This window comes from Spongiibacter sp. UBA1325, assembly GCF_002306875.1.
GTDB classification, from domain to species: domain Bacteria; phylum Pseudomonadota; class Gammaproteobacteria; order Pseudomonadales; family Spongiibacteraceae; genus Spongiibacter; species Spongiibacter marinus.
Map to the genome: position 1 here is coordinate 44,016 of NZ_DBTD01000001.1, position 25,608 is coordinate 69,623.

At 55.7% G+C, this 25,608-nt stretch carries 24 protein-coding genes and 1 other RNA gene; 21 read left to right on the top strand and 4 right to left on the bottom strand.

Annotated elements, in window-relative coordinates; all coding sequences use genetic code 11:
• Positions 1–91: 91 nt before the first annotated feature.
• The 4 genes from petA to B3K78_RS00260 all read left to right on the top strand — a co-directional run bounded on the left by petA (position 92) and on the right by B3K78_RS00260 (position 3,897).
• On the top strand, positions 92–688 hold the full coding sequence (gene petA / locus B3K78_RS00245; RefSeq protein ID WP_204997290.1) for a ubiquinol-cytochrome c reductase iron-sulfur subunit: 597 nt from the start codon (positions 92–94) through the stop codon (positions 686–688).
• A complete protein-coding gene (locus B3K78_RS00250) occupies positions 688–2,742 on the top strand; it encodes a ubiquinol-cytochrome c reductase (protein ID WP_286693857.1) in 2,055 nt (684 codons plus the stop codon). Before petA ends, B3K78_RS00250 begins: the two co-directional genes overlap by 1 nt.
• Positions 2,743–2,839: 97 nt before the next feature.
• Complete coding sequence (gene sspA / locus B3K78_RS00255; protein WP_286693858.1) at positions 2,840–3,484, top strand: stringent starvation protein SspA; 645 nt, start codon at positions 2,840–2,842, stop codon at positions 3,482–3,484.
• 5 nt (positions 3,485–3,489) lie between these two features.
• A complete protein-coding gene (locus B3K78_RS00260) occupies positions 3,490–3,897 on the top strand; it encodes a ClpXP protease specificity-enhancing factor (protein WP_286693859.1) in 408 nt (135 codons plus the stop codon).
• 35 nt (positions 3,898–3,932) lie between these two features.
• On the opposite strand, the gene B3K78_RS00265 is transcribed toward B3K78_RS00260, so the two are convergent.
• From B3K78_RS00265 to B3K78_RS00280, 4 genes are read right to left on the bottom strand one after another with little or no spacing between them, the layout of a single operon-like run.
• Positions 3,933–4,505, bottom strand: a complete 573-nt coding sequence (locus B3K78_RS00265) for a BON domain-containing protein (RefSeq protein ID WP_027874549.1) — start codon at positions 4,503–4,505, stop codon at positions 3,933–3,935.
• Between the two features lies 1 nt (position 4,506).
• Positions 4,507–5,094 (bottom strand): D-sedoheptulose-7-phosphate isomerase, encoded by a 588-nt coding sequence (locus B3K78_RS00270; RefSeq protein WP_286693860.1) that lies wholly within the window; start codon positions 5,092–5,094, stop codon positions 4,507–4,509.
• 12 nt (positions 5,095–5,106) lie between these two features.
• Complete coding sequence (locus B3K78_RS00275) at positions 5,107–5,466, bottom strand: YraN family protein (protein ID WP_286693861.1); 360 nt, start codon at positions 5,464–5,466, stop codon at positions 5,107–5,109.
• 2 nt (positions 5,467–5,468) lie between these two features.
• The gene (locus tag B3K78_RS00280; protein WP_204997296.1) at positions 5,469–7,406 is read right to left on the bottom strand and encodes a penicillin-binding protein activator; all 1,938 of its coding nucleotides are present in this window, start codon (positions 7,404–7,406) and stop codon (positions 5,469–5,471) included.
• A 15-nt stretch (positions 7,407–7,421) separates the two neighbouring features.
• Between B3K78_RS00280 and rsmI the strand changes: the two genes are divergently transcribed.
• The 17 genes from rsmI (at position 7,422) to ftsZ (ending at position 25,579) form a co-directional block, all read left to right on the top strand.
• Positions 7,422–8,267, top strand: coding sequence for a 16S rRNA (cytidine(1402)-2'-O)-methyltransferase (rsmI, locus tag B3K78_RS00285; protein WP_286693862.1), 846 nt, complete (start codon positions 7,422–7,424; stop codon positions 8,265–8,267).
• A gap of 45 nt (positions 8,268–8,312) precedes the next feature.
• Positions 8,313–8,663: RNase P RNA component class A (rnpB, locus tag B3K78_RS00290), an RNA gene on the top strand.
• Between the two features lie 290 nt (positions 8,664–8,953).
• Positions 8,954–9,397, top strand: a complete 444-nt coding sequence (gene mraZ / locus B3K78_RS00295) for a division/cell wall cluster transcriptional repressor MraZ (protein WP_027874545.1) — start codon at positions 8,954–8,956, stop codon at positions 9,395–9,397.
• A gap of 9 nt (positions 9,398–9,406) precedes the next feature.
• On the top strand, positions 9,407–10,339 hold the full coding sequence (gene rsmH, locus B3K78_RS00300) for a 16S rRNA (cytosine(1402)-N(4))-methyltransferase RsmH (protein WP_286693863.1): 933 nt from the start codon (positions 9,407–9,409) through the stop codon (positions 10,337–10,339).
• A complete protein-coding gene (gene ftsL / locus B3K78_RS00305) occupies positions 10,340–10,675 on the top strand; it encodes a cell division protein FtsL (protein ID WP_286693864.1) in 336 nt (111 codons plus the stop codon).
• A complete protein-coding gene (locus B3K78_RS00310; protein ID WP_204997300.1) occupies positions 10,659–12,380 on the top strand; it encodes a peptidoglycan D,D-transpeptidase FtsI family protein in 1,722 nt (573 codons plus the stop codon). The genes ftsL and B3K78_RS00310 overlap by 17 nt, the downstream gene beginning before the upstream one ends.
• Positions 12,377–13,867, top strand: a complete 1,491-nt coding sequence (locus tag B3K78_RS00315) for a UDP-N-acetylmuramoyl-L-alanyl-D-glutamate--2,6-diaminopimelate ligase (protein ID WP_286693865.1) — start codon at positions 12,377–12,379, stop codon at positions 13,865–13,867. Before B3K78_RS00310 ends, B3K78_RS00315 begins: the two co-directional genes overlap by 4 nt.
• Positions 13,864–15,225 (top strand): UDP-N-acetylmuramoyl-tripeptide--D-alanyl-D-alanine ligase, encoded by a 1,362-nt coding sequence (locus B3K78_RS00320; protein ID WP_286693866.1) that lies wholly within the window; start codon positions 13,864–13,866, stop codon positions 15,223–15,225. Before B3K78_RS00315 ends, B3K78_RS00320 begins: the two co-directional genes overlap by 4 nt.
• Position 15,226: 1 nt before the next feature.
• Complete coding sequence (gene mraY / locus B3K78_RS00325) at positions 15,227–16,309, top strand: phospho-N-acetylmuramoyl-pentapeptide-transferase (protein WP_027874539.1); 1,083 nt, start codon at positions 15,227–15,229, stop codon at positions 16,307–16,309.
• A gap of 13 nt (positions 16,310–16,322) precedes the next feature.
• Complete coding sequence (gene murD / locus B3K78_RS00330; protein WP_286693867.1) at positions 16,323–17,669, top strand: UDP-N-acetylmuramoyl-L-alanine--D-glutamate ligase; 1,347 nt, start codon at positions 16,323–16,325, stop codon at positions 17,667–17,669.
• A complete protein-coding gene (gene ftsW / locus B3K78_RS00335; protein WP_286693868.1) occupies positions 17,662–18,801 on the top strand; it encodes a putative lipid II flippase FtsW in 1,140 nt (379 codons plus the stop codon). The genes murD and ftsW overlap by 8 nt, the downstream gene beginning before the upstream one ends.
• Positions 18,791–19,876 carry an undecaprenyldiphospho-muramoylpentapeptide beta-N-acetylglucosaminyltransferase gene (gene murG / locus B3K78_RS00340; protein WP_286693869.1) on the top strand — a complete coding sequence of 362 codons (1,086 nt, stop codon included), beginning with the start codon at positions 18,791–18,793 and terminating at the stop codon, positions 19,874–19,876. Before ftsW ends, murG begins: the two co-directional genes overlap by 11 nt.
• Positions 19,866–21,284, top strand: coding sequence for a UDP-N-acetylmuramate--L-alanine ligase (gene murC / locus B3K78_RS00345; RefSeq protein ID WP_286693870.1), 1,419 nt, complete (start codon positions 19,866–19,868; stop codon positions 21,282–21,284). The genes murG and murC overlap by 11 nt, the downstream gene beginning before the upstream one ends.
• Before the next feature lie 3 nt (positions 21,285–21,287).
• Positions 21,288–22,241 carry a D-alanine--D-alanine ligase gene (locus tag B3K78_RS00350; protein WP_286693871.1) on the top strand — a complete coding sequence of 318 codons (954 nt, stop codon included), beginning with the start codon at positions 21,288–21,290 and terminating at the stop codon, positions 22,239–22,241.
• On the top strand, positions 22,231–23,010 hold the full coding sequence (locus B3K78_RS00355) for a cell division protein FtsQ/DivIB (protein WP_286693872.1): 780 nt from the start codon (positions 22,231–22,233) through the stop codon (positions 23,008–23,010). Before B3K78_RS00350 ends, B3K78_RS00355 begins: the two co-directional genes overlap by 11 nt.
• 84 nt (positions 23,011–23,094) lie before the next feature.
• Positions 23,095–24,324 carry a cell division protein FtsA gene (ftsA, locus tag B3K78_RS00360; RefSeq protein ID WP_204997309.1) on the top strand — a complete coding sequence of 410 codons (1,230 nt, stop codon included), beginning with the start codon at positions 23,095–23,097 and terminating at the stop codon, positions 24,322–24,324.
• 97 nt (positions 24,325–24,421) lie between these two features.
• Entirely contained in the window at positions 24,422–25,579 is a 1,158-nt protein-coding gene (gene ftsZ / locus B3K78_RS00365; protein WP_204997310.1) for a cell division protein FtsZ, read from the top strand.
• Positions 25,580–25,608: the final 29 nt, after the last annotated feature.

A 25,608-nucleotide genomic window follows, 5' to 3' on the forward strand; every position in this document is an offset into this window, starting at 1 on the left:
GTTCATTAGTATTTGGCCCACTTGAAATTAGCTGTCGCTCCCTTATTGGGGCGGTTTAGTCTGATTATTCGTATGTTATGGGGGAAACGTCATGAGTAATGACGGCGTAAACACGGGGCGTCGGCGCTTTCTGACCGCAGCTACCTCGGTGGTCGGTGCCGCAGGCGTAGTTGGGGTGGCAACGCCATTCGTGGGCTCTTGGAATCCCAGTGCCAAAGCTAAAGCGGCAGGTGCACCGGTAAAGGCAGATATCAGTAAATTAGAGCCGGGCCAAATGGTCGTAGTAGAGTGGCGCGGTAAGCCAGTTTATGTACTGCGCCGCACAGAAAAGCAGATCGAAGAGCTTTCTACTATCGAAACACATTTGAAAGACCCCGCATCTGAAGGCGCGCAGCAGCCGGAGTACATTGAAGGCATTGCTCGCTCTATTCGTTCTGAGTATCTCGTTTTGATCGGCTTGTGCACCCACTTGGGTTGCGCGCCTAAGCACCGTCCAGAAGTCGGTGTTCCCGACTTGGGTGGCGATGCCTGGGTAGGCGGCTTCTTCTGCCCTTGCCACGGCTCACGCTTCGATCTGTCTGGTCGCGTCTACGCGGGCTCACCTGCGTCGCGTAACTTGGATATTCCGCCATATTCATACGAAGGTGACAATGTACTCGTCATCGGTGTCGATCAGGGGGCTGCGTAATGAAGATGTTAATTGGTCTGCGCGACTGGGTTGATGCCCGCCTACCAATTATGCGTGCATGGGATACCCATATGGGTAAGTACTATGCACCTAAGAACTTTAACTTCTGGTATTTCTTCGGTGTGTTGTCGTTGCTGGTGTTGGTAAACCAGCTGCTGACCGGTGTATGGCTGACAATGAGCTTCACGCCGAGTGCTGAGGAGGCGTTCCGCTCCGTTGAATACATCATGCGTGATGTCGAATACGGTTGGATCATACGCTATATGCACTCAACCGGAGCATCGGCGTTTTTCGTTGTTGTCTACTTGCACATGTTCCGTGCCCTGCTTTACGGCTCGTATAAGAAGCCCCGTGAGCTGATTTGGGTATTCGGTATGTTCATCTTCCTGGCGCTGATGGCAGAGGCCTTCGTTGGTTATGTATTGCCATGGGGTCAAATGTCATACTGGGGTGCGCAGGTAATTATCTCGCTGTTCGGCGCCATTCCGGTTGTCGGCGAAGATATTGTGCAGTGGATCCGCGGTGACTACCTGATTTCTGGTATTACCCTGAACCGCTTCTTTGCGCTGCACGTTGTTGCGCTGCCGATTATTCTTCTGGCCTTGGTTGTTCTGCACATCCTTGCGCTCCACGAAGTGGGCTCCAATAACCCTGACGGCGTTGAGATCAAGAAGAACAAGGACGAGAACGGCATCCCCCTGGATGGCGTGGCGTTCCACCCTTACTACACCGTGCACGATTTGACAGCGGTGGCGGTGTTCTTGTTTGTCTTCTGTAGCATCATCTTCTTCATGCCTGAAATGGGCGGTTATTTCATCGAGTTTGCGAACTTTGAAATCGCCAATGGTTTGAAGACGCCTGAGCACATTGCTCCAGTTTGGTACTTCACGCCGTTTTACTCGGTGCTGCGTGCCGTTCCCGATAAGCTGTGGGGCTTCGTTGCATTCGGCGCGTCTGTAGCGATTCTGTTCCTGTTGCCTTGGCTTGACCGCAGCCCAGTGAAGTCCATTCGCTATAAAGGGCGTATCAGTAAGATTGCTATCGTACTGTTTGCGGCAGCCTTCCTGATCTTGGGTGTGCTGGGTGTTAAGGCGCCGACCGAAGGCCGTACTTTGCTGGCTCGAATTTGCTCAGTGATTTACTTTGCCTTCTTCCTGCTAATGCCTTTCTGGACCAAGTGGGAAGCGACTAAAGCTGAGCCGACCCGGGTGACCGATGGCGGCATGGGCTTCTGGAAGAGCATGGGCGTTCTGCTGGTCGTTGCGCTGTTGACCATCGTTCCGCTGAAGGCGGTCGGTGCGGAGTCAGCGCATAACTGCGGCACTATGGATTGCGATGAAATTCAGACGGACGTTACCAACCTGCCGTCCTTGCAGCGTGGCGCCCAAACCTACATGAACTATTGTATGGGGTGCCACTCTTTGCAGTACGGGCGTTATCAGCGTACTGCCAACGACCTGAATATCCCCGAAGACTTGTTTGAGCAGTACCTTAAGTTCGATCAGTCGGCCAAAATCGGTGCATTGATGACCAATGCCATGGATGAGGCCGAAGCAAAGAAATGGTTTGGCGCTGCGCCACCGGATCTGACGCTGGTTGCGCGTGCGCGTAACCCCGACTGGCTTTACACCTACTTGCGCACTTTTCACGCTGACCCTTCACGTCCATACGGCGTAAATAACCGCGTGTTTAAAGATGTTGGTATGCCTCACGTTCTCGCTGAGCTGCAGGGTATGCCTGAGTGTGCGCCGGGCCCGGTGCAGGCGGCCAATGGTGGTATACTGCGCGACCCGTTAACGGGTGAAGATGTGCTTTTCGATGAAAACGGCAATGCCCTGAACCCATGTGGCAGTTTCACCTACGCTACCGAAGGGTCGTTGACTCCGGAAGAGTATGATGCCGTTATCTACGACCTGGTGAACTTCCTTGAGTACATGGGAGAACCTGTACAAGCGAAGCGTAAGCGCATCGGCGTTTATGTGCTGGCGTTTATTGCGCTGTTCTTCGTTTTTGCTTACCTGCTTAACCGCGAGTACTGGAAAGACGTGCACTGATGTAAACCTGCGAACAGCTGGGTTTTATGGACGGGCGGCTTCATTTTGAGGTCTGCCCGTTTCTTGTCATATAGATTGATAGTTTGAGGTGAGTTCAATGGGCGTTGTTGCCAAGCGTTCTACAATGACATTTTTTTCTGATGCAGCCAGCCACTATAGCCATCGTGTGCGGATTGTATTGGCAGAAAAGGGTGTAACCGTCGATATTGTTGACGTTGATCCAAGCAACCTTCCCGAGGAAGTCGCTGAGCTCAACCCCTATGGTAGTTTGCCGACCCTGGTGGATCGCGATTTGGCTTTGTATGAGTCAAAAGTGATGATGGAATACCTCGATGAGCGTTTTCCTCATCCGCCATTGCTGCCGGTATATCCAGTAGCGCGTGGTGAGAGCCGTCAGTACATTTATCGTATCGAGCGCGACTGGTGTCGTCTGGTTGATGAAATTCAGAACGGAAGCCAAAAAGCTCAGGATAAAGCGCGCAAAGAGCTGCGTGACAGCCTGCTGACGATCGCACCGATTTTCGCTGAAAAGCCATTCTTTATGAATGAAGAGTTCACATTGGTGGACTGCTGTTTAGCTCCGATTCTATGGCGATTGGAGCAGCTGGGCGTGGAAATTCCTCAGACTCGTCAGTCCAAGCCACTGCTGGAATACATGGTTCGCCTGTTTGAGCGCCCCTCATTCCAGGAGAGCTTGACCCAGAAAGAGCGGGAAATGCGCGGCGAAAACAGCGCGGCCTAATCACTATGGCAATGAACTCCAGCCGCCCTTACATGATCCGAGCGATCTATGAATGGGTCGTCGATAATGACTGCACTCCCTACATTCTGGTGAATGCCATGATGGAGGGGGTGGAAGTGCCCCAGCAGTTTGTGCAAGACGGTCAAATTGTTCTTAATATCTCTCCGTCTGCTGTTGTTGGTCTTGATGTCGGCAACGACGAGCTGGGTTTTCGGGGGCGGTTTGGCGGTGTTGCGCAGGATATCCGTGTGCCCGTTGCCGCTGTGCTCGGAATTTACGCCAGAGAAAATGGCCAGGGCATGCTGTTCGATGCCGACGAGCCGCCGACAACACCGCCGGATGGGGCGGGCTCCGACGCGACGTCGAGCACTAAGCCGCAGCCGGGGCGGCCAAGCCTGAAAGTAGTCAAGTAACAGCAGTAGCCCGAATCCTAGGGCTACTTACCTCCCTAGTAGTATTCAAATACCCTTACCACTTTTTGCACGCCTTTTGTTTCGCTGGTCACGCGCGCCGCGATATCTGATTCACTCTTTGATACTAAACCCATCAAATAGACGACACCCTTTTCTGTAACGACCTTGATGCGCGATGCATCCAGCTGTTCGTTAAGGGATAGGCGGCTTTTGACCTTGGTGCTCAGCCAGCTGTCATTGCTGCGTGTGAGCATGCTGCTGGCTTCGCCAATGCTGAGTTCGTTGTGCACCTTTCGCACTTTTTTGAGCTTGTCAGCAACGGCGGCGGCTTGCTGTTTTAGCTCGGCGTTAGCTACTTGTCCTGTGAGCAACACAATGCCGTTGTGACTGGTGACGTTAATGTGTGCGTCCTCGAGCTCCGGGCGGGTTTTGCGGATATTGACGGTGGCTTTGGTTTCAATAATTTGGTCGTCAATATAGCTGCCAAGGCTGCGACTACCGGGGTCTTCCTGTATCGGTGCGTCGTTAGTAGCAGTGAGTATCTGCGTGCAGGAAGCAAGACTCAGGGACAAAGCTAGCGCCTGCAAGGTGCGAAGGTAAGTATTCATATCAATAACTTCCAAATAGTTGGCTGTCGATGAGCTCGCATATTGCGTGAACAGCAACAAGCTGCATTTCTGTTAGGCGGGCGGCATTGTCCACGGGAAAGACCAGCTCAATATCATCGGCTTGCAGCAGCGCGCTAGCGTCACTGGCATCTGGGCCCGAGAGGCCGATTACGCGCATTTCGCGTTCGTGTGCAGCCTGAATGCAGCGCAGCGTATTCGCACTGCCGCCCTGATAGCAGATGAAGAGGCAGTCACCGCGATGACCTAATGCCCGGATCTGATTGGCAAATATATCGTTGTAACCTGACTGGGATGCGATTGCCGTGGCAGTCGCTGAATCCGTCGTTAGCGCCATCGCCGGAAGCGCTGGGCGCTCATGCTGAAAATGGTTAAGCAGGTTGGTAACAAGATGTTGGGCGATTAAGCCCTGAGTGCCCTCGCCACAACAGATAACTTTGTTCTCGCTGAGCATGGACTCGACGATACCGTCACTGGCTTTCGCAATACCTTCACCAAGTGCTTCCATGGTGTACATGCAGCTCTCTATGTGGCGGTGAAACAGGTCTACCACGTGTTCTGATTGATCCACAGTGCGGAATCCTTATAGCTGAAAGGCATTAGGTAGCCAGTGTAGTTGGAATTTGCCTTGCTGCTCCGATGCTTCAATGACATCGAAACGGCAGGGAAGTTCGCACTGGCTGTGAGTTGCTAGGTAGAGTGAGGCCGTTTGGATAATGCGCTGTTGCTTGTGTCGGTCGACCGATTCCGCACCTCCGCCGAAGCGACGGTTATTGCGCAAGCGGACCTCTACAAACACCAGTGTTTCTCCGTCCTTAGCAATAATGTCGATCTCTCCAAAGCGGCTACGAAAATTTTGCTGGACGATGATAAGGCCTTGTTTGCGCAGGAAGTCGCAGGCTGAACGCTCGGCGTTATCGCCTTTTTGCTTGCGGTTAAACAAGTTTATTCCTGGCTTGATGCATCGATGACCGCGACACCCCCGCGAATTTCCGCCAGTGTGAGTTCGCGCTCTATTTGGCCCAAGGCATTCAAGGTGAGTGTGCCTGTTTCGCCGAATACTTGCCCACTGCCCGTGCGTAATTGATTAATACGCATATGCAAACGGAAGCTGTCTACGCCCAGGGCATACATGCGCTGAAAGGCATCGCTGCGAGCAAAGTGCGCATTAATGGCTTGGCGTATGGCGGAGTCACTGTTGAACACCCAGGGGATATCGACAAAGTGAATACCGTTGATGTCCTGGTCCCGGGAGCGGTCAGTGTTGCCGCGGTAGATATGTGATGTCGCGTAGACGGGTAGGTCGCCCGCATAGTGGTAGGCCAAAAGCGGCTTCACGGCGCGGCCTTCGTTCGGGCGAGCCACCAAGAAAATCATGTCGGCATCGCTGCGGCGATAGGGTTCGAAGTAAGGCGTCATGCCAATAATTTGTTGCAGTCGACGTCGACGCTGTTCACTTTGGTCGATATGAAGCAGTTGTTTTATGCGCTTGGAATAGTCGTTGGATTTAGCGTTAAAGTTGGTGCTGTCGCTAATATAGCCGCCGGCTTGTTGCCAGCGCTGGGCGAAGGCCTGTGCCACCTTGCTGCCCCAGTTGCCCTCTGGGGTGATGATCATCGCTCGTTGTAGGCCTTTATTGCGCGCAATATCCGCAATCTGCTCCGCTTCATCTTGCGGGTTAAGGCCGAATTGATAGAGGCCGCTGGGGAATTGATCCCCTTCGATACGGTTGAGCGCCAGGGTGGGGATCGGCATCATTTTGGGGTGCTGACTAATCAGCTCGTCGAGTTTTTCCTTACGCAGAGGGCCGATAGCCAATTCGCAGCCGTCGCTAATGGCTTGATCGAGCAGCCGATTGATGTCGCCGCTACCACTATCGTAGAGAATAATTTCCGGGGTTCTGGCCTGGTTTTCCTGCGCCTGCATGTAGGCGGCGATAAAGCCGTCGCGTATGGCCTTGCCATAACTGGCAAAGCGCCCGGTGAATGGCAGGATGAGCGCGAGTTTCGTGGGCTGGTCAACAATTAGGCTGTCGAGCTGATCCAGGCCGCCGGGTAGTGGGTGGCGACCGGGGTGGTTGGGCCAGCGTGCCAGCCATGTATCGCGCTGGCGAATCTGCGCTTCAATATCGCCCTGATTGTCTTTGGCAACCGAGGCAAGCTCGAGCCAGCCAAGATAGTCGCGGTTGCTGGCGCTGTCGAGTTTGTCGAGCAGTACGGACGTTGGAATCTGCATCAGCGATTGCCAAATAGCATCGCGGTTCTGCTCCTGCTGACTGCGGGTGAGCAGCGGATCGATAAATATCCATTCCCGTACGGCGGCAAGGTGGTCGCCCTCAATGGCAAACAGCGACGCCCTAAGCTGGCTGAATTGCAGTTGGCGCCGAAGGGGGGCTTCCAGCATTGCCTGCTCAATTAATGGATCTGACAGCTGGATCAGCGCCTCGCTAAATTCCGCGTGCGCGCGGTGAATTCGCGCTCTGACAAGGGCCAGGCGAAGTGCTTGATTCGGGGTTAATTCCGGTGCGACCAAATCTCGTACGGTGTCGTCCGCGCGCCCCATCTCTCCGTCTCTAAGAAGCACTTCGGCCGCGCGCAGTTGAAGCTCTTGCGCGGCTTCTGGGTCCAGACTCATGGCTTGTTGCAGCCACAATTCAACATCTTCGGATTTCGCCGTGGCAGGGTTAAACTCGAGTGCTTGCCGGTTTATCGGGGTGCTGGGGCGCTGGCGAATCTCATCGTAGCTTGTCAGGGGTTCCTGCTGCGTAGCGGTTGGCGAACTCGGTGCGCTGGAACAGGCAGCGAGTGCTGCGCCAATGATCGCGAGCGCGAAAAATCTTGTCTTCATCATTATGCCGTTGTTAGTCTTCGCCAGCTGGTTCATTAGAGGATAGTCCTTTTGGAGTCGACTCCCACGCTTTTCGTCGTTGCCACACCTCTCGGGAATCTCGCCGATATGGTACCCCGAGGGCTGGAAGTCCTACAATCGGTAGATCGGATTGCGGCGGAGGATACGCGCCGCAGCGCCCCTTTATTGGCGCATTTCGGTATTACTACCCCTATGATCGCCTACCATGACCACAGCGGCAGCAAGGATACCGAGCGCTTGCTCGATATTCTGCGCAGCGGCGGTAGTATCGCGCTCATTTCTGATGCCGGTACGCCGCTGATCTCAGACCCCGGTTATCGCCTTGTCGATGCAGTGTTGGCGGAGGGGTTTCGGGTATCGCCCATTCCCGGAGCAAGCGCTCTGATAGCGGCTCTGTCGGTCGCAGGTTTGCCGTCAGACCGTTTTACATTTGAAGGGTTTATGCCCGCCAAAGAGCAGGCCCGCCGCAAGCAGCTGGACGCCCTCAAAGCAGAGCCTCGCACCATGATTTTTTATGAGGCTCCCCATCGGTTGCTGGATTGTGTGCGGGATATAGCGCGGTGCTTTGGCGGTGATCGTGTGGTGGTGTTGGCGAGGGAGCTCACTAAATTATATGAGACGGTGGCAAGGCTTCCCGCTGATGAATTGGCTGCGTGGGTGGCTGGCGATCGCAATCAGCAGCGGGGTGAGTGTGTGCTGTTGGTGGCTGGGTATCAGGCGAAGGAGGGCGACCTTAGTCCGGAGGTAGTGCGCTGCTTCGATATACTTCGCAGCGAACTGCCGATGAAGCAGGCCGCTTCGATAGCGGCGAAGCTTACCGGGGTTAAGAAAAACCGTCTTTATCAATACGGGTTAGAGCAACCCCTAAAAAAATAGCCGCTCGGGCTTGTGTCTTTTTAAAGTACTGGTTATTCTTACAGTTGAGTCGGCTGGGCGGCCGCTCTGCGCGCAAGCGCGGGGAGGAAAGTCCGGGCTCCATAGGGTAAAGCGCCAGGTAACGCCTGGGGGGCGAGAGCCTACGGAAAGTGCAGCAGAAAATATACCGCCTACGTAGCTTCGGCTGCCGGTAAGGTTGAAATGGTGCGGTAAGAGCGCACCGCGCGACTGGCAACAGTTCGTGGCATGGTAAACCCCGCTTGGAGCAAGGCCAAATAGGAATCCTACGCTGCGACCCGCAGTGGATTCGGGTAGGCTGCTTGAGGTTTGCGGTGACGCAGGCCCCAGATGAATGGTCGTCCACGACAGAACCCGGCTTATAGGCCGACTCATTTTTCTTCTTTTCTGTTTATTTCTCCGATAACGAGCCATCTACTTAAGGGTTTACTTTAAGTAGTGTTTTTATGTGCTTGTTTTTCATGCCTTAGTTTTCTTCGTTTTTGCAAGTTCCGCGATTTTGCCTGCCATTTCACAACATATTTGCGAAAAATCCCTGCGTTTTGCGGTGCGTCTTCCTTGACATAAATGCTGCACAGTTCATATAGTGTCGCGTAGTGGTGAAAAGTGGCATTTTGTGGGCTCAGGTGGTGTGAAAGTGGATTTTGAAGGGATAAAGGTGGGCTAGCGTGTTTATCGGCAGCTACGCAATCACAATGGATGCAAAGGGGCGCATGGCGATTCCAGCCAAGGTGCGCGATGCCCTTTCGTCCGTGTGTGAGGGGCGTTTGGTTGTCACTGCTCATACAGAAGAGCGCTGCCTGTTGGTCTACCCCGAGCCCCAATGGCTGGATTTACAGCCAAAAATTGAGGCCTTGCCCAATATCCATCGCAAGGCCAGACGTATGCAGCGCTTGTTGCTTGGTTATGCCACGCCGCTTGAGCTTGATGGCAATGGCCGCGTGTTATTGCCACAGACCCTGCGTGACTACGCAAATTTAGAAAAGAAATTGATGCTTATCGGGCAGGGGAAAAAATTAGAGCTTTGGAGTGAGTCGGGCTGGAACCAGGAGCTCGATACCGGCGATGACGATGAGTCGATGCCGGAAGAAATGCTGTCGCTGTCACTTTAAGGGGGCGCTTTGGAACAGCATCTGACGGTACTGCGCAACGAGGCGGTTTCGGCACTCATGGGGCCAAGTGATGGCTGCTATGTGGACGGAACGTTTGGGCGTGGCGGCCACAGCCGGTTAATCCTGGAAAGCTTGGGCGAAGCGGGGCTGCTAATGGGGATCGATAAAGATCCTCGTGCCTGTGAGTCTGGCGCTGCCTTAATGGCTGAAGATCAGCGTTTCCAGATGCGCAAAGGTTCATTTGCCGAGCTCGATGAATTGCTGGAGTGTGCCGGTTGGCGCGAGGGTATCGACGGCGTGCTGCTTGATCTTGGTGTCTCGTCGCCGCAGCTGGATGAAGCCGAACGCGGCTTTAGTTTTCTGCGCGATGGCGACCTTGATATGCGCATGGATACCGAGTCAGGCCAGAGTGCAGCGCAGTGGTTGGCTGAGGCGGAAGAGAGCGATATCGCGCGGGTGCTCAAAGTCTATGGCGAAGAGCGCTTTGCCAAGCGTATCGCGCGAGCGATTGTTGAGGCTAGAGCGGAACAGCCAATAACAAGAACGCTGCAGTTGGCAAAAATTGTGGCGGAGGCGAACCCCTCTTGGGAGAAGCACAAGCACCCAGCAACGCGAGCGTTTCAGGCGATACGCATATACATCAATAACGAATTGGGCGACCTAGAGCGCCTGCTAGAAAAAGTTGTTGAGCGCCTGCGGCCCGGCGGTCGGTTGGTTGTTATCAGTTTCCACTCGCTGGAGGACCGCATCGTAAAGCGTTTTATGCGTCGACAAGCCCAGGGCGAGTCGGTGCCGGCGTATTTGCCTGTTACCGATGATCAGGTTGGGCGGACGATGCGACTGGTCGGTAAAGCAGTGAAGCCGAGTGAGCAAGAGGTGACAGCGAACCCCAGAGCGCGCAGCGCGGTGATGCGAGTTGCTGAAAAACTGGGGGAGCGCTAGGTGGCGGCCGCTGGCAAGCCGAAAAAAAAACAGCGTGAGAATGCTGAGGTTGCGCCTTTTGGCGGGTTTTGGGTGCCGCTGCTGTTTGTTCTGGTTTTGGTGTCAGCGTTGGCGCTGATTCAAAGCTCGCATAAATCGCGCAAGTTATTTAGTGAGTTACAAGATTTGCGACGCGACGCTATGCAGTTAGATGAAGAGTGGGGGCGTCTGTTGTTGGAGCAGAGCACATGGGCGTCGCCCGATAGAGTGCAGGGTCTGGCTGAAGATAAATTAAAAATGAAAGCGCCTGATATGCGTGAGGTAAAAATGGTTAGGGGTTATGGCAAAGCAGGTTAAAGCACCGATATCGCCTTGGCGGTTTCGCGTTGTTGTGGCCGGCCTGCTGGTGCTGGCTGCCATGCTGCTTGCGCGCACCCTGACCTTGCAGGTGCTTGATGTTGATCGCGGCTATGAGTTCCTGCAGGGGCAGGGTAATGCCAGGACGATTCGCAGTGAAGTCATTCCCGCACACCGTGGCATGATCTCGGACCGCAATGGCGAACCGCTGGCGGTTAGCACACCGGTAGCGTCAATTTGGGCAAACCCCAGAGAGCTGGGCAAACAGAAAGACGCCTGGCCGAAGCTGGCGCGTGCACTGTCGATGTCGGTTGCAGAATTGTCCAGAAAAATGGAGCGTTACAGCAATAGCCAGTTTATGTACCTGCGCCGCCATCTCGCACCGCAAGACGCGAAAGCTATCCTCGCATTAAAAGTGCCGGGGGTTTACCTGCAGCGCGAATACCGGCGGTTTTATCCCGCGGGTGAGGTCACGGCACATTTACTGGGTTTTACGAATATCGATGACCGAGGTCAGGAAGGCTTAGAGTTGGCCTATGACGAATGGCTCAACGGCGAGCCCGGCCGCAAGCGAGTATTAAAAGATCTGTATGGCAATATTATTAGGGAGATCGATGCCGGGAAGGAGGCGAGCCCCGGAAAGAGCCTCCAGCTCAGCATAGATTTACGCTTGCAGTACTTGGCCTACCGAGAATTAAAAGCAGCACTTAAACGAACCGGCGCTAAAGCCGGTTCGGTCGTTATTCTCGATAGTAAGAGCGGTGAAGTGTTAGCGATGGTGAATCAACCCTCGTACAACCCGAATAACCGCAGTCAGCTTAATCCGAGCGCGTTGCGCAATCGCGCTGTTATCGACATGTTTGAACCGGGTTCAACGGTGAAGCCGATGACATTGGTCGCTGCACTCGAGAGTGGCCGCTATCAGCCGGATACCGAAATAAACACCCACCCCGGTTATATCAAGGTGGGGCCTAAGCTACTTGAAGATCATCGCAACTACGGCGTGCTGACCGTAGCGGAAGTATTGAAAAAATCCAGCCAAGTTGGCACTACCAAAATTGCACTGTCGCTGGACGAGCAAGAAGTGTGGCGTGTTTTTCAGCGATTCGGCTTTGGCCGTGATACCGGCTCCGGGTTTCCCGGGGAGAGCAGCGGAGTACTGCCTAACCGTCCGAATTGGCGAGCGATCGAACGGGCGACGTTGTCCTTTGGTTATGGCATGACGGTTACCAACCTCCAGCTCGCTCAAGCTTATTCCGTATTTGCGAACCACGGTGTGTTTCAGCCGGTGAGTATGCTGAAGCGTCAGGAGCCCGCCGAGCACCGGCAGGTGATTGCTCCGAAAGTCGCCCGCCAGGTGGTTGATATGCTGGAGCTGGTTACGCAGCCTGGCGGCACAGCCACGCGAGCCCGCGTAGCGGCATACCGCGTTGGAGGAAAGACTGGAACATCGCACAAAGCCGTTGCTGGTGGCTATGCGGAAGACCGCTATTTTTCGCTGTTTGCCGGCGTGGCGCCGGCCAGTGACCCGCGCATTGTTGCAGTCGTGACGATTGATGAGCCGGAGGGTGATTATTTTGGCGGGCTAGTGGCCGCGCCGGTATTTTCCAGTGTCGTTGCCGACGCGCTGCGCTTGATGAATATTGCGCCGGATGATGTTGAGCCTGAAGCTGAAGGCGAAGACCGGGGGGATGCCGCCGCATGACCTCTGTAGCCCGCTATAGCAAGCCGAGTGAGCGCAGCCTGGGTGATTTACTGCCTGGTGTCAGTGCCGATGTGGCGGCAATTCCCGTGGCTGGCCTGTGCCTGGATAGCCGAAAAATTAAGCCGGGCAAGGTTTTTCTGGCATTAAAAGGTCATGCTCACGATGGTCGTGACCATATCAATGCGGCCGTCGCGGCAGGCGCCGTTGCGGTTATTGCCGATGCGCCGTGTGACACTTCGACATGGTCGTTGCCGGTGTTGCCCGTTGACCAGCTAGCTGAGCGCGTTAGTGAAATTGCCGGTAAGTATTTTGCTCACCCTTCACAGGCTATGCGCCTGATAGGCATAACGGGCACCAATGGCAAAACCAGCTGCAGTTGGATGTTGGCGCAACTGCTTGAGGCCATGGGTGAGCCCTGCGGGATCGTCGGTACCTTGGGCAATGGTCGTCTGGGCGACTTGAAACCAGCCGGAAATACCACGCCCGACGCGGTATCCATACAGGCGCTGCTAGCCAGTTGGTGTGAGGGCGGCGCGCGCTGGGCCTCTATGGAAGTGTCCTCTCACGGCTTGGCGCAACACCGCGTTGAAGCGCTGCATTTCGACGCGGCGATATTTACCAATTTAAGCCAAGATCATCTCGATTATCACGGCAGCATGGCGGCGTACGCTGCGGCGAAGGCCCGTTTGTTTAATTGGCCAAATCTGGGGCTGGCGGTCATCAATCGCGACGACGAATTTGGTCGGCAATTGATAGCCAGTGCAGCGGCGTCGCAGATAATTGATTACAGCCTGAGTGATGCCGCTGCGCAGATCTATGTTGAGCGGCTGGCAAGCGATATTTCCGGCAGCCGAGCCGTGCTGCACAGCCCCTGGGGGCGGATCGATATTGATACGCCGTTGTTGGGCGACTTCAATTTGGCCAACCTGGCAGCCGCATGTGGTGTGTTGCTCGCTCGGGGCATTGCTCCACAGCAGATTGCCAATGTATTGGAGGCTCTGCAGCCAGTGCCGGGCCGAATGCAGTGCTTGCGCAGTGAAGACGGGGTGCTGGTTGTGATCGACTACGCCCATACCGAAGATGCCTTGACGAAGGTGCTCGATAGCTTGCGTCCGGTATGCAGTGGCCAGCTGTTTTGCGTGTTTGGTTGCGGTGGCGAGCGAGACCGTGGCAAGCGCCCGTTGATGGGACGCGCAGCCGCCGCTGGGGCTGATCGTCTTTATGTTACTAGCGACAACCCTCGCAGCGAGGCGCCACAAGACATTATCGATGATATCTGCGCTGGTATTTCTGACCTTAGTGGCGTTGAGGCAGAGGTTGATCGCGAGCGTGCCATATTGGCGGCGATTACCGGTGCTCAGCCGGGTGATGTGGTGCTTATAGCCGGGAAAGGCCACGAGCAAAGCCAGGATATCGGTGGTCAACAGCTTCCTTTTAGCGACCTAGCGGTGGCCCATCGGGCTATCGGTCGTAGGGAGGCAATATGATTCAGCCAATGTCGCTGTCGACAATCGCTGCACTTTGTCAGGGACGCGTTTACGGCGAGGATGTAGCGGTGTCTTCGGTGGAGATCGATAGCCGCCGTAGCCGTGACCAAAGTCTTTTTGTCGCGTTGCCGGGTAAGCACGTTGATGGTCACAACTTCATTGACGCAGCGGCGGAAAATGGCGCGGCTGCAGCGCTTGTGAATACAGTGAGTGAACGCCTGCCCTGTGTTCAAGTTGAAGACAGCTATGCCGCTATTGGCGCTATGGCGCGGGAGAATCGCCGGCAATACCGCGGCGCGTTGGTCGCGTTGACTGGCAGCAGCGGCAAAACATCAACCAAAGAAATATTGGCGGCGCTGTTGAGCGTGCGTGGCAATGTGTTGGCAACGGCGGGCAATTACAACAATGAACTGGGTGTTCCCCTTACGTTGTTGCGACTGAGCGCTGAGCACGATTTTGCGGTGATTGAGATGGGTGCCGCCAAGGCTGGCGACATTCGCTACCTGTGCGACTTTGCTAGCCCTCGTGTCGCGATTTTGACCAACGCACAGCCGGCACATATTGAAGGCTTTGGCTCGCTGGATGGTGTGGCAAACACCAAGGGCGAAATATTTGAAGCCCTTCCGGCTGATGGCCTTGCGGTCATTAACGCCGACGATCAGTACTGCTCGCGCTGGCAAGAAAGGGCCGCGCATTGCCGACGGGTCACGTTTAGCGTCGAGTCTGCGTCGGCAGATATTTACGCCAGCGATATTCAGTTGCAGGCAGGGAGATCGCTATTCACCTTGCACTGCCCGGAGGGCAGCGTAGCGGTCGAGTTGCCCCTGCCGGGTCGCCATATGGTTGCCAATGCCCTGGCGGCGGCGGCGGCCGCATTAGCACTGGGCGTTGAACCTGGGCAATTGCCCCAGGGGTTCCGGCTGGTACGAAATGCCAAAGGCCGGCTGTCGCGGGAAACAATTGCAGGTGTCACGCTTATCGACGACAGCTACAACGCCAACCCTGGCTCCGTGCGAGCGGCGATTGATGTTCTGGCCAATGAGCAAGGGCAGCGGGCGCTGGTGCTTGGCACCATGGCTGAGCTGGGAGAGAACGCCGCCGACCAGCACCTGCGAATTGCCGAGTACGCCGCGAAAGCGGGTATCGAGCGTTTCATTGTCGTTGGCGAATATGCCAGTGCGATGGCGGCGCGCTTTGGCGAGGGCGCGCGCGCTTATGGCGATAATTCAGCGCTGCTATCGCAGCTGGCTGATGACACACAGGGCATTGATGCCGTGCTAATTAAAGGATCCCGCAGCGCCGCAATGGAGGCCGTGGTGCAGGTATTACAACAACAATTGTCCAAGGGGGACAGCTGACATGCTGTTACTGTTATCAGAATACCTGAGCCAGCATATTAGCGGATTTGCGGTTTTCCAATATCTTAGTTTTCGCGGCATTCTCGGAGTGTTAACTGCTTTGGCTATTTCGTTGTTAGTCGGGCCGGCGATGATCCGCAAGTTGAACTTCTATCAAATTGGTCAGGCCATTCGCGATGATGGCCCGAAGTCCCACCTGAGTAAATCCGGGACTCCGACCATGGGCGGCGCCTTAATTCTGGTCGCGATATTTACCAGTACCTTGCTGTGGGCCGACCTGCGCAACCCCTTCGTGTGGACCGTATTGATCGTCACCTTTATTTTCGGCGCGGTGGGCTGGGTTGATGACTACCGCAAGGTTATCGAGCGCAACCCCCGCGGACTGCCCGCGCGATGGAAATACTTCTGGCAAAGTGTTGCGGGCATCGGTGCGTCGGTTTTCTTGTATATCACCGCAGACAGCCCCGTCGACACTACGCTGTACTTCCCGTTCTTTAAAAATCTCAGCTGGCAAATGGGGCCGCTGTTTATGGTGCTGTGTTACTTCGTGATCGTTGGCGCCAGCAATGCGGTGAACCTGACTGATGGTCTAGATGGCTTGGCGATTCTGCCCACGGTATTGGTGGGCGCAGCGCTGGGCTTGATCGCCTACCTTACCGGGCACGTGAAGTTTGCCGAATACCTGCATATTCCTTACGTCGCGGGCGCAGGGGAGCTCATTGTGATATGCGGCGCCCTGGCTGGCGCCGGGCTCGGTTTCTTGTGGTTTAACACCTATCCCGCGCAAGTTTTTATGGGTGATGTGGGCGCCCTGGCTCTGGGGGCAACCCTGGGTTGTATTGCGGTGATTACCCGCCATGAGATCGTGTTTTTCATCATGGGCGGCATATTTGTATTGGAAACGGTGTCGGTCATTTTGCAGGTTGCATCGTTCAAACTGACGGGACGGCGCATTTTCCGTATGGCGCCTATCCATCATCACTTTGAATTAAAGGGGTGGCCTGAACCGCGGGTAATCGTACGTTTTTGGATCATTACTGTGATGCTGGTGCTGTTTGGCCTGGCAACATTGAAACTACGGTAATAAGAGAGTCAAGGTGAGCGTAATAGCGTCGGACAATAAACGCGTCATTGTGGGGATCGGAGCCACCGGGCTTTCTGTTGCCCGCTATTTGAGTGCGCGTGGCTTGCCCTTCACTGTTGCCGACAGTCGAGAGCAACCGGCAGGGCTCGATGCGTTTCGCCAGGCGTTCCCCGATGTTGAGCTGCAGCTTGGCCCCTTCTCCGAAGACCAGTTTATCGGCGCCAGCGAATTGCTGGTGAACCCGGGTATCCCGTTGAGCGAGCCGGCGATTGCAGCGGCCTCGGCGGCGGGCATTCGCGTCAGCGGTGACATTGATTTATTTCACCAAGCGGCGAGTGCGCCGATTGTGGCAATCACCGGATCGAATGGGAAAAGTACGGTCACCACGTTGGTGGGCTTAATGGCTGAGCGGGCCGGCATTCGCGTTGCGGTCGGCGGGAATCTGGGCACGCCTGCTCTGGAGTTGTTGGACGACGATGTCCAGCTGTATGTATTGGAGCTCTCGTCCTTCCAGCTAGAGCGCTGTGCAATGCTTGGTGCAGAGGTGGCGACAGTGCTGAATATCAGTGCTGATCATTTAGACCACCACGGCAGCATGCTCAACTATCACCAAGCGAAACACCGAATTTTTCAAGGCTGCAAAAAAGCCGTTGTCAATGCTGACCAGTCACTCACGCAGCCCCTGGTGCCCGACGATGTCGAAGTATGGAGCTTTTCGCTGGGCCACTCAGATTTTCGGCGCTTTGGCGTTTTGGAGCAGCCGGGCGGGCGCTACTTGGCGCTGGCGCGTGAGCCGCTAATGGCGGCAAGTGAATTGCGCATAGCGGGGCGCCATAACCTGAGCAATGCATTGGCGGCACTGTCCATAGGCGCCGCAGCAGGGATTGATACACCGGTAATGCTTGACGCCTTGCGAGAATTTTCGGGTCTGCCGCACCGCTGTGAGTTTGTGGCAGAGATCGATGGCGTGCGTTTTTACAATGACTCGAAAGGCACCAATGTCGGGGCATCGGTCTCGGCAATAGAAGGCTTAGCTGAGAGTGGAAAAATCGTATTGATTGCCGGTGGTTTGGCCAAGGGCGGGGAGTTTTCGCCGCTGGCTGAAGCCATGCGCAGAAGCGGCCGAGCGGCAGTGGTGATTGGCGAGGCGGCCGCCGCGATCGAAGCCTGTCTCGCAGAGCACGTACCTTGTCGACGCGAGCAGAGCATGGCTGCTGCTGTGCAAGGCGCGTTAACCTTTGCTCAAACTGGAGACGTTGTACTTCTCTCTCCGGCCTGTGCAAGTTTCGACATGTTCCGCAGCTACAGCGATCGCGGCGAACAGTTTAGTGCCGCTGTTCGGGAGCTTGCCCATGGTTAAGCCCCTAATGATTTGGCAGGAAGTTCAGCAAATAGATCGGCACTTGCAGCTGCTGTTATTGGCATTGCTGGCCGTGGGCTTTGTCGCGATGACCTCGGCATCGGTAGAGCATGCCGCTAGTCGCTATGGCGACACGTTCTTCTTCGCTAAGCGCTACGGCATGCATTTTACGTTGGCGCTGGCATTGAGTGCGGTGATGTATCTCACCCCCATCGATTTTTGGGAGAAAACCGGTTGGTTGTGGTTGCTGATTGGCTTCTTGTTGTTGGCGCTGGTGCTGGTGCCGGGCGTAGGGCGTGAAGTAAACGGCAGTCGCCGCTGGTTGGCGGTGGGGCCATTGACGCTACAGGCCTCGGAATTTGTGAAGCTCTTTGTCATCTTTTATTTGGCGGGCTATCTGGTTCGTCGCGGCGATGAAGTGAAGGAACGGTGGTCTGGGTTTATCAAGCCGATGGCCGTGCTATTTGCGCTGACGCTGTTACTGATGTTGGAGCCGGATTTTGGTGCCACGGTGGTAACTGCTGGCACTGCCTTTGTCATGATTTTCTTGGGCGGCGTGAAACTTGGTCAGTTTTTACTGGTCATTCTTGGCTGCGTTGCGGGCGCCGTTGCGCTGGTAATTTTTGAGCCCTATCGGATGAAACGTTTAACAGCATTTACCGATCCTTGGGCGGACCAATTCAATAGTGGCTATCAGCTCACTCAGTCACTGATTGCTTTCGGTCGTGGCGAGCTGACGGGCGTTGGTTTTGGCAACAGCGTACAGAAGCTGTTTTACCTTCCCGAGGCGCACACGGATTTTGTGTTCGCAATTTTTGCCGAGGAGTTCGGGTTTATCGGCACCTTGGTCATTCTGGGGCTCTTTGTTGGGTTGGTGGGACGTATCTTGGCGATTGGGCGGCATGCGGAGCTTACCAGTAGGCGTTTTCATGCGTTCGTTGCCTACGGTGTAGCGATGATGATCAGCGCCCAGGCATTTATCAATATGGGAGTGAATACCGGCTTGTTACCGACCAAGGGCCTGACCCTGCCCTTCTTTAGTTACGGTGGTAGCAGCTTGATGGTGTGTATGGCCATGGTGGCATTAGTTGCGCGAATAGAACGTGAATGCAGGGGGGAGCATGGCCGATAAACCCTGTGTACTTATTATGGCGGGCGGCACCGGCGGGCATGTTTTTCCGGCGTTATCGGTGGCCGGGGTATTGTCCGAGCGCGGTGTTGATGTGCATTGGCTGGGCACTGCTGCCGGTATTGAGGCGCGCCTGGTCCCCGCTGCGAATATTCCTTTGCATTGTTTAAATATGGCGGGCGTGCGCGGTAAGAACCCGGTTTTTCGCATTGCTGCCTTGTTTAAGGCGGGGACTGCGGTGCTGCAAAGCATGAGGCTGCTGCGAAAGATCAAGCCGTTTTGCGTTATTGGCTTGGGGGGCTACGCCTCTGGGCCTGGCGGATTGGCCGCAAAAATTCTGGGTATTCCGGTATTGATACACGAGCAAAACGCCGTCGCCGGCACCACTAACCGGGTGTTGGCGAGGCTCGCGCGGCGCTGCCTGACCGGTTACCCAATTGCACTTGGCGGTGCGAAAAGCTGCTATATCGGTAACCCCGTGCGTGCCGAAATTGCCAATATTGCTGCACCGGAGCAGCGTTTATCCGGCCGTGATCAAGGCTTACGGGTGCTTGTACTGGGAGGCAGCTTGGGCGCGAAGGCCATCAATGATTGCATGGTCAATATGTGGCCATTGCTGTCAGGGCTCACCGGGGTGCAACTGTGGCATCAGACTGGTCGCGCTCACGAGGGTGTGGTGCGGGAGGCCTACCAAGCCATTGGCGCCGAGGTGCGCGCTGACGCCTTTATTGATGATATGGCAGAAGCTTACAGCTGGGCTGATGTAGTGATATGCCGGGCGGGGGCGTTGACGGTAGCCGAGCTTGCCGCGGCAGGTTTGCCAGCCATTCTTATTCCCTTGCCGCATGCCATTGATGATCATCAGCGGGCCAATGCCCAGTGGTTTGTCGACGGTGGGGCAGGTGAAATCCTCGACCAAAAAGAGCTGACTCCCGAGGCCTTGGCGGCACGCTTAACTGACCTTGCGGCGCAGCCAGCCTTGCGTCTGAGCCAAGCTCAATCGGCGCGGGCCCTGGCCAAAACTGATGCTGCCGAGGTGGCTGCGGACTACTGTATGGAGTATGCCCATGGTCACTAAGCATCCTTTCATTGTTCCAGAGATGCGCCGCGTGAAGCGCATTCACTTCGTGGGTATTGGCGGCGCAGGAATGTGCGGTATCGCCGAGGTATTGCTGAATCTGGGTTACGTTGTTTCTGGCTCGGACTTGAAGGCATCGCCCAGTACGGCGCGGCTGCAGCGCCTTGGCGCCAGTATTGCTTTCGGTCATGAGGGTGAGCGCATTGCCGGTTGCGATGTTGTGGTTGTCTCGAGTGCGGTGAACAGCGACAACCCCGAAGTTATTGCCGCGCGCGAATTGCGTATTCCCGTTGTGCCGCGCGCGGAAATGTTGGCCGAGCTGATGCGTTATCGGCACGGCATTGCAGTTGCGGGTACCCATGGGAAAACGACGACAACCAGCTTGATTACCTCCATTTTCGCCGAAGCGGGCCTGGACCCGACATTTGTTATCGGTGGTTTGGTAAACAGTGCGGGCACCAATGCGGCGCTGGGCGAAAGCCGCTACCTGGTTGCCGAGGCCGATGAGAGTGATGCCTCGTTTTTGCATCTGCAGCCCATGGTGTCAGTGGTGACCAATATTGAAGCCGACCACATGGATACCTACGACGGCGATTTTGGCCGTTTGAAGAAAACCTTTATCGAGTTTTTGCACAACCTGCCGTTTTACGGTGTGGCTGTGGTCTGCGTCGACGACCCGGTGATTCGTGAGTTGCTCCCCGAGATTGGTCGCCAAACGCTGACCTATGGCTTTTCGGAGGATGCGGATTTTCGTATTCAAGACGTCAAGCAGGACGGACTGAAAAGCCATTTCACCGTTGCGCGGCGCAGTGGCGAGGCCTTATCGCTGTGTATTGGGCAGCCCGGTATTCACAATGTACTCAACGCCACAGCGGCGGTGGCGGTGGCGAGTGACGAGCGTTTGGCTGACGAGGCCATCTGTCGAGGCATTGCAAACTTTCAGGGTGTGGGGCGGCGCTTCCAGCGTTATGGCGAACAAGCACTCGCCGACGGCAGCTTTATGTTGGTCGATGATTACGGCCATCACCCCACCGAGGTTGCCGCCACTCTGGCCGCTGCGCGTCAGGCGTGGCCGGATCGGCGCCTAGTGATGCTGTATCAGCCTCACCGCTACACCCGCACTCGCGATCTTTACGAGGATTTCGTCAAGGTGCTGGGCAGCGCCGATGCGCTGGCGCTGTTGGATGTTTATGCCGCCGGTGAGAATCCGATCCCCGGTGCCGACAGTCGCAGCCTGTGCCGCAGTATTCGCTTGCAGGGGGCGCTTGAACCGCTGTTTATCGATGGACCGGAGCGCGTTTATGAACAGCTCAAGCCTCACTTGCGCCCCGGCGATGTGCTGTTGACGCAAGGTGCCGGCAATATCGGCGCCGTTGCGCAGCAACTGGCCAACCAGGATTGGACATAAGTAATGACGAAAGTAGTGCTCAACGACATTGTGCAGGCGACAGACGGCAGAGTCGCTGTGCTGCTGGGTGGCAACAGCGCGGAGCGTGAAGTCTCGCTGCGCAGTGGCGCGGCCGTTGCTGACGCGCTAGCCGCACAAGGTTTGGCGGTCACTAAGATTGATACCGCTGGCGATGGTTGGATGAGTGAGCTTGCGGCGTTCTCTCACTGTTTTTTGGCGCTACATGGCCCCGGTGGCGAGGATGGCACCGTTCAGGGCGCACTGGAGTGCCTGGGTGTGCGTTACACGGGCAGCGGCGTCATGGCCTCTGCGCTGGCAATGGACAAGTTGCGCTGCAAATTATTGTGGCTGGGCTGCGGGCTTAGCACGCCGAAGTTTGTGGAATTGGACGAGCGCAGCAATTGGTCGGCGATCGCCAACGAGTTGGGTGAGGCCATTGTAAAGCCCGCCTGTGAAGGCTCGAGTATTGGCATGTCGAAGGCGTGTAATGCCAGTGAATTAGAGCAGGCGTGGCTTGCCGCAAAACCCTATGGGCGGGTGTTCGCTGAGCAGTGGGTAAGCGGTGGTGAATATACCGTGGCGATACTCGATGGCGAGGCCTTGCCTGCGATTCGTTTGGAAACTGATGCGGCGTTTTACGACTTCAATGCCAAGTATTTGTCGGATAGCACCCGCTATCACTGCCCAGCGGGACTGAACGATCACGATGAGGCGGAGTTACGTGACCTCGCGTTAAAGGCCTTCGACGCGGTTGGCTGTCGAGGTTGGGGGCGCGTTGATGTAATGCGTGGTGCCGACGGCCGTTTTTACTTATTGGAAGTTAACACCGTACCGGGGATGACGGATCACAGTTTGGTGCCAATGGCCGCTAAACAAGCAGGCATGAATTTCGAGCAATTGGTACTGCGGGTGCTGCACAGCAGCCTCGCCGGTGAGGCAGACGCGAATGGCCGCTAAGCAAAACCGCTTTAAAAGCTCGCGCAAAGAGACAGAGCGCAGCAAGCGCGGCAATCGCCGTGAGTGGGGGCGAATAGCCAACCGGCTGCTGTTGTTAGTTGCTGTGCTTGGCTTTGTTTACGGGGTGGAGCGGCTGTCCGCCAAGTTGGATGCCATACCTGTGGAGCGGGTGGTGTTTGCCGGTGACTTGCAGCGTGTGGATCGCGATGTGCTGGTTGAACGGGTTACTGGTCAGTTAGCGGTGGGATATATCGGCTTGGACCTCGAGGCTATTCAGGCCGAACTTGAGCAGGAGCCATGGGTATATCGCGCAGTGGTGGAGCGGCTTTGGCCGCGGGAATTGAAGATCACCATTGTTGAAGAAACCCCGATAGCCGTGTGGGGACGGGGCGGTTTGCTTAACCATCGAGGGCGGATTTTCGTTCCTCAGGATGGCAGTGATTACGGTGCAGACTTGCCGCGCTTAGATGGCCCGAAGGGCAGTGCGATAGAAATAATGCGGCAGTACCGGTTGATGAGTCAGTTGCTGGGTGATGAACAGCTCACCTTACAACACTTGGAAATGGATGCGCGAGGCAGCTGGACCGCCCGCATCGACGAGAATGTGGAGCTGGTGTTGGGGCGCCAGGAGCCACTGGAAAAATTACGGCGATTTCTGTGGGTTTACCGCAAGTATTTAGCGGCAGATTTCGCCACCGTTGCGCGGGTTGATATGCGCTACATAAATGGTCTCGCGGTTGCGCGGACTCAACACAGTGATAAGGGATAACCATGCACAGTGCGTTAGGAAAAATAGTTAGCGGCAATGCACGCTCACACTATGCGCCGTGCAGAGCTTGGGGGAAGTGCAGCTATGTCTAGTTCAAATGCCGGAAGAATGGTTGTCGGTCTCGATATTGGCACGTCGAAAGTCGTGGCGATTGTCGGCGCCATTAACGACGAAGACAAACTGGAGATCGTTGGCATCGGCTCTCACCCATCGCGCGGCTTAAAGAAGGGCGTGGTGGTGAATATCGAGTCCACCGTGCAATCCATCCAGCGGGCCATCGAAGAGGCTGAGCTGATGGCGGGTTGCGAGATCCACAGTGTGTATGTCGGGATTGCTGGCAACCATATTCGCAGCCTGAATTCCCACGGCATTGTCGCCATCCGCGATCGCGAAGTATTCCAGCTGGATCTGGATCGCGTTATCGATGCCGCGCAGGCGGTAGCGATCCCGGCTGATCAAAAGGTGCTGCATATCCTGCCGCAGGAATTCGTCATCGATGAGCAGGAAGGCATCAAAGAACCGCTCGGGATGTCGGGGGTTCGGCTAGAGGCAAAGGTGCACTTAGTTACCTGTGCGGTGAATGCCATCCAAAATATTGAGAAGTGTATTCGTCGCTGTGGGCTGGAGGTTGAAGACGTCATTCTGGAGCAGCTGGCATCGAGCTATTCCGTGCTGACTGACGACGAAAAAGAGCTGGGCGTTTGCCTGGTCGACATTGGCGGTGGCACCAGTGATATCGCCATCTTCACCGACGGTGCCATTCGCCATACCGGCGTGATTCCCATAGCTGGCGACCAGGTGACCAATGACATTGCGATGGCGTTGCGCACACCGACCCAGTACGCCGAAGAGATCAAAATTAAATACGCCTGTGCCTTAACCCAGCTTGCCGGTGAGGGCGAGACGATCAAGGTTCCCAGCGTTGGCGAGCGGGCGCCGCGAGAGTTGTCGCGTCAGGCGCTGGCAGAAGTCGTCGAACCCCGCTACGACGAGTTGTTCACCTTGGTACAGGCGGAGCTGCGACGCAGCGGTTACGAGGATTTGTGCGCGGCCGGCATCGTGCTGACCGGTGGCACCTCCAAAATGGAAGGGGTTGTTGAGCTTGCCGAGGAAATTTTCCACATGCCGGTGCGCATTGGCTCACCGCAGGATGTTCGCGGTTTGAACGACATTGTGCGCAACCCGATCTATGCAACCAGCGTGGGCCTGCTGCACTACGGCATTAAGCACCAAACCGAAAGTGGTGGTCATGGCCGCGTACGCCAAGACGGTTTCGTATCGCGGCTCAAGAGCTGGTTTCAAAACAATTTTTAACGAATCTGCAGCGGCGCCGATGTTGCCGCAGATGATAACGAAGTAGTAACGGGTCGTGTTTGGCAGCACGGCCAATATTGTAAAAGGGAGAAAGACCATGTTTGAACTCGTAGATAACGTTCCTCAGAACGCTGTGATTAAGGTTGTTGGTGTCGGTGGTGGCGGCGGTAATGCCGTTAAGCACATGATCGCTAACTCGGTAGACGGCGTAGATTTCATCTGCGCGAATACCGATGCGCAGGCGCTAACCGATGTCATGTCTAAAACTGTGCTGCAGTTGGGCACAACGATTACCAAGGGCTTGGGTGCTGGCGCGAATCCAGAAGTGGGTCGTCAGGCCGCCATGGAAGACCGCGATCGCATCGCTGAAGCGCTGGAAGGTGCTGATATGGTGTTCATCACCGCGGGGATGGGCGGCGGCACCGGCACCGGTGGTGCGCCAGTGGTTGCTGAAGTGGCGAAAGAGCTGGGTATTCTTACCGTTGCAGTCGTGACTAAGCCCTTCCCGTTTGAAGGTAAAAAGCGCTTAACCGTTGCCGAAGCGGGAATGAAAGAACTGCGTCAGCATGTGGATTCGCTGATCACTATCCCCAATGAAAAGCTGCTGCCAGTGCTGGGTAAAAACACCAGTCTGCTCGACGCTTTTAAGGCTGCTAACGACGTATTACTCGGCGCCGTACAGGGTATTGCCGACCTGATTATCCGCCCGGGTATGATTAACGTCGACTTTGCTGACGTGCGCACAGTGATGTCAGAAATGGGTATGGCGATGATGGGTAGCGGTATCGCTCGCGGTGAAAATCGCGCCTGTGAAGCGGCTGAAGCGGCGATTCGCAGCCCACTCCTAGAAGACGTGAATTTGGAAGGGGCGCGGGGCATTTTGGTTAATATTACCGCAGGATTGGACCTCTCCCTAGGCGAGTTCAGCGATGTCGGGGATACTATCAAGGAATTCGCGTCCGAGGACGCAACCGTGGTGGTTGGTACGGTTATCGACCCAGAAATGAGCGAAGAGCTGCGGGTTACTGTGGTGGCGACAGGCTTGGACGGTGTGGCACAAGAAGTGCCCTTGAAAGCCGTTGAAAATAAACCTGTTGAGCGTGCGAGTGACTACCGCAAGTTGGACCGCCCAACCATTATGCGTAATCAACAAGCGGCGGCAGCGCGCGAAGCGGTTGCGGCGGCGCCTGTCGTAGAAGACAAGGATATGGAATACCTGGATATTCCAGCGTTCTTGCGCCGCCAGGCAGACTGATACGCAGCAGCGTTAGTCGCGCGGGCGCC